Here is a 6,575-nt window from a genome sequence, read left to right on the forward strand (position 1 = left end):
GGCTCACCGGCCCCGGATCTCCGCTCCGCTCCCGTCCGGGGTGACGATGGAGAGGGTTACGAAACATAAGCCCCCCCCCTCCGAAACCGCCCGCATTTGGCATCTGGAAACTCTTGCCCCATATGAAGGCAGAACGCCTGCCGCCAACCATTGGAAAATCTCATGTCCGGAAACCCGCTCCTCACCGTCTGGTCCACCCCCTTCGGCCTGCCGCCCTTTGCTGACATCACCCCGGCGCATTTCCGCGAGGCCTTTGAAACGGCCATGCAGAGCGCCCGCAAGGAAATCAACGCCATCGCAAATCAGGCAGAAGCACCAAGCTTTTCCAATACGATCATTGCCCTTGAAACGGCTGGCGAGGACCTGTCCCGCGTTGCCCGCACCTTCTTCAACCTGACTGGCGCGCACACCAATGCCGAACTTCAGGACATCGAGCGTGACATGGCGCCGAAACTCGCCAAGCACAGCTCCGACACCATGCTGAACCCGAAGCTGGCCGCCCGCGTGTTTGACCTTTGGGAGCGGCGCGACAGCCTCGGCCTGACTGGCGAGCAACTGCGGGTGCTGGAGCGCTACAAGCTCGGTTTCACCCGCTCGGGGGCGGGGCTGGACGAGGCCGGGAAGGCGCGCATGGCCGAAATCGGCCAGGAGCTGGCGACCCTCGGCACCCGCTTTGCCCAGAACGTGCTGAAGGATGAATCCAGCTATCAGCTGGTGCTGGAGACGGAGGAAGACCGCGCCGGCCTGCCCGATTTCCTGCTTGCCGCAGCCGCTGCCGCCGCCCGCGACCGGGGGCTGGAGGGCAAGCACGTAATCACCCTTTCACGCTCCTCCATCGAGCCGTTCCTGCAATTCTCCACCAACCGGGAAAAGCGCGAGGAAGCCTTCAAGGCCTGGGCCGCACGCGGCGAGACCGGCGGGGAGACCGACAACCGCGAAATCGTGGCACGCACGCTGGCCCTGCGCGCCGAAAAGGCGCAGCTGCTCGGCTATCCGCATTATGCCGCCTACAAGCTGGACGACTGCATGGCCAAGACGCCGGAGGCCGTGCGCGCCCTTCTGACCCGCGTGTGGGCGCCTGCCGTGGCGCAGGCCCGCACCGAGCGCGACAAGCTGGCGGAAGCAGCCCGTGCTGAGGGCAACAACGCCCCCATCGCCCCGTGGGACTGGCGCTATTATTCCGAAAAGGTGCGCAAGCGCGACCATGACATCGATGAGGCGGAGCTGAAGCCCTATCTGCAGCTCGACAAGATGATCGAAGCCGCCTTCGACACCGCCACACGCCTGTTCGGCCTCACCTTCAAGGAGCATAAGGGCCTGCCGGTCTATCACCCGGATGTGCGCGTCTTCGAGGTGCGCGCCCGCGACGGCAAGCATGTGGGCCTCTTCCTCGGCGATTATTTCGCCCGCCCCTCCAAGCGCTCCGGCGCCTGGATGAGCGCCTTCCGTCCGCAGCACCGGGCGAAGGGTGAAGTCACTCCTATCATTGTCAATGTCATGAACTTCTCGAAGGGCGCCGATGGCGAGGCTGCCCTGCTGACCTTTGACGACGCCCGCACTCTCTTCCACGAATTCGGCCACGGGCTGCATGGCCTGCTGTCCAATGTCACCTACCCGTCCATTTCCGGAACGTCCGTGGCGCGAGACTTCGTGGAACTGCCCTCGCAGCTTTACGAGCACTGGCTGAGCCAGCCGGAGGTGCTGTCCCGCTTTGCCGTGCATTACAAGACCGGCGAGCCCATGCCCAAGGCGCTGCTCGACAAGGTGCTGGGCGCACGCAACTTCAATCAGGGCTTTGCCACGGTGGAATACACCGCCTGCGCCCTCCTCGACCTCAATATCCACGAGATCGCGGACCCGGCGGGCATTGATGTCACGGCCTATGAAAAGAGGGCGCTGGCGGAAATCGGCATGCCGGAAGAAATCATCATGCGCCACCGCATCCCGCATTTCTCTCACGCCTTTTCAGGCGAAGGCTATTCCTCCGGCTACTACAGCTATATGTGGTCAGAGGTGATGGACGCAGACGCCTTCGGCGCCTTCGAGGAAACCGGCAACATCTTCGACCCCGCCACCGCCACCCGCCTCCACGACTTCATCTACTCCGCCGGCGGCCGCCAGGACCCCGAAGAAGCCTACAAATCCTTCCGCGGCCGCGGCCCGGATATTGATGCGCTGCTGGAGAAGCGCGGGTTGAAGGCGGCGTGAGGGGTTAGAGGGAAGTCATGCCCCGGCCCGGGGAACCGGGCTGGGGTGCCAGGTGTTTAGGCTGCATCCTCTCACTCTTTGCCGGTGACAATCGGCAATGTCTCAAGATGCTTGCCGATGGCCTCGGCAACATCTTTATGCATGGGAAGGTTGGTCTTTTCGGCCTCCCATCGCTCCGTGAAGAGCGCGACGGTTTCCTCGGCAGTGTCGAGGGCAAGCTTGCGTGGCAGTTTGGCTTCTCTGGCCTTGCGTAAGAGGTCCGCGATCTCTTGGGTTTCGTATCTCATCGATGTTTATTTCTGCATCAAAAAACAAACATGATGCAGAATAATGCATCATGATCTGCGCACTCCCCACCCCCTGCGTCCCTTTGCCATTCCCCCGCACATCGACACTGCCCCCTCCCACCGGTAGATTTGCCCGGACAGATACTCCCCCCGAGGGCGCCGTGTGGTGCCGGGTTTGGCTGATGGTGGTTCAGGATGCAGGTTTCGTCTCAAGGCTCTCCCTCTGACAATGCGGCGTCACAGGCCACGCATCCACTGTTCCGGGCGGGGATGGTGGCTGGCGGGCTTTGCGGGGCGGCAGGCGTCGCGCTGGCGGCGCTTGGCACACATATGGATGCAACCGGGCTGATGAGCGTGGCCTCCGGCATGCTGCTGTTCCACGCCCCGGCGTTTCCGGGCCTCGGCGCGCTGGCGCAGCTGCGGCGGGTGCCGCTGCTGCCCGTGGCCTTCGTACTGCTGCTGGCAGGCGTGGCGCTGTTCAGCGGCGATCTGGTCAGCCGGGCGCTCACGGCTGAACGGCTGTTTGCCATGTCCGCACCCACGGGTGGCACGCTGATGATCTGCGGCTGGCTCGCCGTGCTGCTCAGCGCGGCCTTCGTGCGGCCGCGCTGAAGATCAGCCTCCCGGTGCGTTTGGCACACCGGGAGCTTCCCTCAGGTCTTGGAGATGGAATTGCCGCCGTCCACAGTCATCGCCGTGCCGGTGACGAAGGAGGCATCGTCACTGAGGAGGAAGGCGGCAGCAGCCGCGATTTCTTCCGGCAGGGCGAGGCGTTTCAGGGCATGCAGCCCGGCCACCCAGTCCAGCGAGGCCTGATCCTGCGGCGCCATGTCCGTGCGGGTGCCGCCCGGCAGCAGCGCGTTGACCCGGAGCCCCGCCGCGCCATGTTCGGCGGCCAGAACCTGCGTCAGGCCAATGAGCCCCGCCTTTGCGGCGGCATAGGCCGCCATGCCCGGCAGGCCCGCCGCATGGCCGACGAAGGTGGAGGTGAAGACGATGGCGCCCTGCCCGCCATCGGCCAGCATAGCCGGGATCTGCGCCCGTGCCAGATGGAAGGCGCTGGTGAGGTTCACCTCCAGGACCCGGTGCCAGTTGGCCGGGCTCATCTGCGGCAGAGGCACCATGTCCCCCACCATGCCGGCATTGTTGAAGGCCCCGTCAAGGCGGCCGAACTGGCCGAGCGCGGCATCCACCAGCGCCTGCGCATGTTCCGCCTCAGCCACATCCCCTGAGACGGCGACGGCTGCACCGCCACCCGCGCTGATCTCAGCTGCCAGCGCTTCCAGCCTGTCCTTGCGTCTGGCGCCAATGACGAGCCTTGCGCCGCGTGCCGCAAACATCCGCGCTGCCGCTTCGCCGATGCCGCTGCTGGCGCCGGTGATGATGATGACCTTGTCTTTCAGTTGCATGGATCTGCTCTCCGGTTGAAAACACCGGCAAGCTAGGCGGCAGGAGAAGCCGGGACGACCCGAAAACAGACCGGCAAGCTATTGTCCGGACAGGAATATTTTTGCATTCCGCTCGCTTTCCGGGTTGCGGCGGATGGGGGAGCGGAAGGCACCAACGGCAAAGGGCGGAGCCGTGCCCGGCCCCGCCCTTTGCTCATCCTGTGAAGCTGTGCGGCGTCACTTCAGCCGTGCCGCATGCCATTCCACGTGATCGCGGCCAAAGGTGGCGACGAAGTTGTAGGAATGGTCATAACCCGCCTGCAGACGCATGGTGGAGGGCGTGCGGGTACGGCCCAGCGCTTCAGCGAGGGCTTCGGGCTTCAGCAGGTCCAGGAACTGGTCGGACAGGCCCTGATCGACCAGAAGATCCGAAGACCAGCCCTTGTCCGCCAGAAGATGCACCGCATCATGGCCGCGCCACAGGCTTTCGTCCGGGCCGAGATATGCCCCCAGCTGCTTGCGGCCCCAGTCCGAGGCGGACGGGTGGGCAATCGGGGCGAAGGCCGAAAGCGAGGCATAGTGGCCGGGGTGGCGCATGGCGAGCGTCAGCGCGCCGTGGCCGCCCATGGAATGGCCGGTGATGCCGTGGCTGTCCGTCACGGGGAAGGACGCGGCCACGAGATCGCGCAACTCGCGCACCACATAATCTTCCATGCGGAAATGCGGTGCCCATGGCGCCTGCGTGGCGTTGACATAAAAGCCCGCGCCCTGCCCCAGATCATAGGCCTCGTCATTGGCGACACCCTCGCCGCGCGGGCTGGTGTCGGGGAAGACGATCGCCAGCCCGAATTCGGCCGCATGGGCCTGCAGTCCGGCTTTGGTCATGGCGTTCTCGTGAGTGCAGGTCAGGCCCGACAGATACCACAGGCAGGGCACGCGCCCCGCCTTGGCCTGCGGCGGCAGGTAGACGGCGAAGGTCATCGGCACGCTGCAGACATTGCTGTCATGGGTGTAGACGCCCTGCACGCCGCCGTACATGCGGCTTTCGGAAACGGTCTTCATCACCCGCCCCTCAATAGACCACGACGGAGCGGATGGACTCGCCCGAGTGCATCATGTCGAAGCCCTTGTTGATGTCTTCCAGCGGCAGCAGATGGGTGATCATCGGGTCGATCTCGATCTTGCCGTCCATGTACCAGTCAACGATCTTCGGCACGTCCGTGCGCCCGCGCGCGCCGCCGAAGGCGGTGCCCATCCAGGTGCGGCCGGTGACGAGCTGGAACGGGCGGGTGGAGATTTCCTGACCGGCACCGGCGACGCCAATGACGACCGACTTGCCCCAGCCGCGGTGCGAGCATTCCAGCGCCTGGCGCATCACCTTGGTGTTGCCCGTGCAGTCGAAGGTGTAATCCGCTCCGCCGATGGTGTCGGCACCGCGCTTCGTCAGATTGACGATATAGGCAACGATGTCCTCGCCGATTTCCAGCGGGTTGACGAAATGGGTCATGCCGAAGCGCTCGCCCCATTCCTTCTTGGAGTTGTTGATGTCGACGCCGATGATCATGTCCGCACCGGCAAGGCGCAGGCCCTGAATGACGTTGAGGCCGATGCCGCCGAGGCCGAAGACAACCGCTGTGGCCCCCATTTCCACCTTGGCCGTGTGGATCACCGCGCCGATGCCGGTGGTGACGCCGCAGCCAATGTAGCAGATCTTGTCGAAGGGCGCGTCCGGATTGACCTTGGCGAGCGCGATCTCCGGCAGAACCGTGTAGTTGGCGAAGGTGGAGCAGCCCATGTAGTGATGGATCTTGTCCTTGCCGATGGAAAAGCGCGAGGTGCCGTCCGGCATCAGGCCCTGCCCTTGTGTAGCGCGGATGGCGGTGCACAGGTTGGTCTTGCGCGACAGGCAGGACGGGCACTCGCGGCACTCGGGCGTGTAGAGCGGAATCACATGGTCGCCCGGCTTCAGGCTGGTGACGCCCTTGCCCACTTCCACCACGACACCGGCGCCCTCATGGCCCAGAATCGCCGGGAAGATGCCTTCCGGATCAGCGCCCGACAGGGTGAAATCATCGGTGTGGCAGATGCCGGTGGCCTTGATTTCGACCAGAACCTCGAAGGCGCGCGGACCTTCCAGATTGACGGTCATGACTTCCAGCGGCTTACCGGCCTGCAAGGCGACTGCGGCGCGAACTTCCATGGGATCTCCCCTCCTTCAATGGGCAAGTCATCAATGATGATCGCCGTTTTATAAGCAGTGACGCTCATGTCAGCCACCCCCGGTAACAGATCGAGCGGCGGAGCCTGTCACGAAACGCGACACAATTTGTCCAGCCAGTCACACAGAGCCCCTGATCCACCCCCATTGAACGGGTCCACCTTGAAGTATGGTTTTGACCCTGAAGGAGGACCACAATGGCAAACAAGCGACACAAGCCCGACGAGATCGTCACGAAGCTTCGGCAGGTTGAGGTTTTGCGCGGCCAAGGCATGGCGATGGCGGATGCCGTTCGCCAGATCGGCGTTTCCGAGCTGACGTTCTACCGGTGGCGTAAGCAATATGGCGGCATGAGCCGTGACCAGCTTCGGCAGTTGAAGGATCTCCAGAAGGAGAACGAACGGCTTCGCAAGGCGGTGGCGGATCTGACGCTGGACAAGCTGATCCTGACGGAGGCTGCGCGGGGAAACTTCT

At 64.1% G+C, this 6,575-nt stretch carries 7 protein-coding genes; 3 read left to right on the forward strand and 4 right to left on the reverse strand.

Annotated features, from left to right (window positions below; genetic code table 11):
* Window positions 1-162: 162 nt before the first annotated feature.
* Window positions 163-2,208, forward strand: coding sequence for a M3 family metallopeptidase (locus ASC48_RS18550; protein ID WP_055457174.1), 2,046 nt, complete (start codon window positions 163-165; stop codon window positions 2,206-2,208).
* Window positions 2,209-2,279: 71 nt separating this feature from the next.
* Here the strand turns inward: ASC48_RS18550 and ASC48_RS18555 are convergent, their stop codons facing one another.
* A complete protein-coding gene (locus tag ASC48_RS18555; protein ID WP_055457166.1) occupies window positions 2,280-2,495 on the reverse strand; it encodes a hypothetical protein in 216 nt (71 codons plus the stop codon).
* A 270-nt stretch (window positions 2,496-2,765) separates the two neighbouring features.
* Here ASC48_RS18555 and ASC48_RS18560 point away from each other — a divergent pair, with 270 nt between their 5' ends.
* Window positions 2,766-3,107 carry a DUF423 domain-containing protein gene (locus tag ASC48_RS18560; RefSeq protein ID WP_208975826.1) on the forward strand — a complete coding sequence of 114 codons (342 nt, stop codon included), beginning with the start codon at window positions 2,766-2,768 and terminating at the stop codon, window positions 3,105-3,107.
* 41 nt (window positions 3,108-3,148) lie between these two features.
* Here ASC48_RS18560 and ASC48_RS18565 read toward each other — a convergent pair whose 3' ends face one another.
* The 3 genes from ASC48_RS18565 to ASC48_RS18575 form a co-directional block, all read right to left on the reverse strand.
* Window positions 3,149-3,904 (reverse strand): SDR family oxidoreductase, encoded by a 756-nt coding sequence (locus ASC48_RS18565; RefSeq protein WP_055457168.1) that lies wholly within the window; start codon window positions 3,902-3,904, stop codon window positions 3,149-3,151.
* A 216-nt stretch (window positions 3,905-4,120) separates the two neighbouring features.
* Window positions 4,121-4,945, reverse strand: a complete 825-nt coding sequence (fghA, locus tag ASC48_RS18570) for an S-formylglutathione hydrolase (protein WP_055457169.1) — start codon at window positions 4,943-4,945, stop codon at window positions 4,121-4,123.
* Window positions 4,946-4,955: 10 nt separating this feature from the next.
* The gene (locus tag ASC48_RS18575; protein ID WP_055457170.1) at window positions 4,956-6,083 is read right to left on the reverse strand and encodes an S-(hydroxymethyl)glutathione dehydrogenase/class III alcohol dehydrogenase; all 1,128 of its coding nucleotides are present in this window, start codon (window positions 6,081-6,083) and stop codon (window positions 4,956-4,958) included.
* Between the two features lie 215 nt (window positions 6,084-6,298).
* Between ASC48_RS18575 and ASC48_RS18580 the strand changes: the two genes are divergently transcribed.
* Window positions 6,299-6,575: IS3 family transposase (locus ASC48_RS18580; protein ID WP_017998925.1), on the forward strand; the 277-nt coding region annotated here is incomplete at its 3' end.

This window comes from Pannonibacter indicus (assembly GCF_001418225.1).
GTDB classification, from domain to species: domain Bacteria; phylum Pseudomonadota; class Alphaproteobacteria; order Rhizobiales; family Stappiaceae; genus Pannonibacter; species Pannonibacter indicus.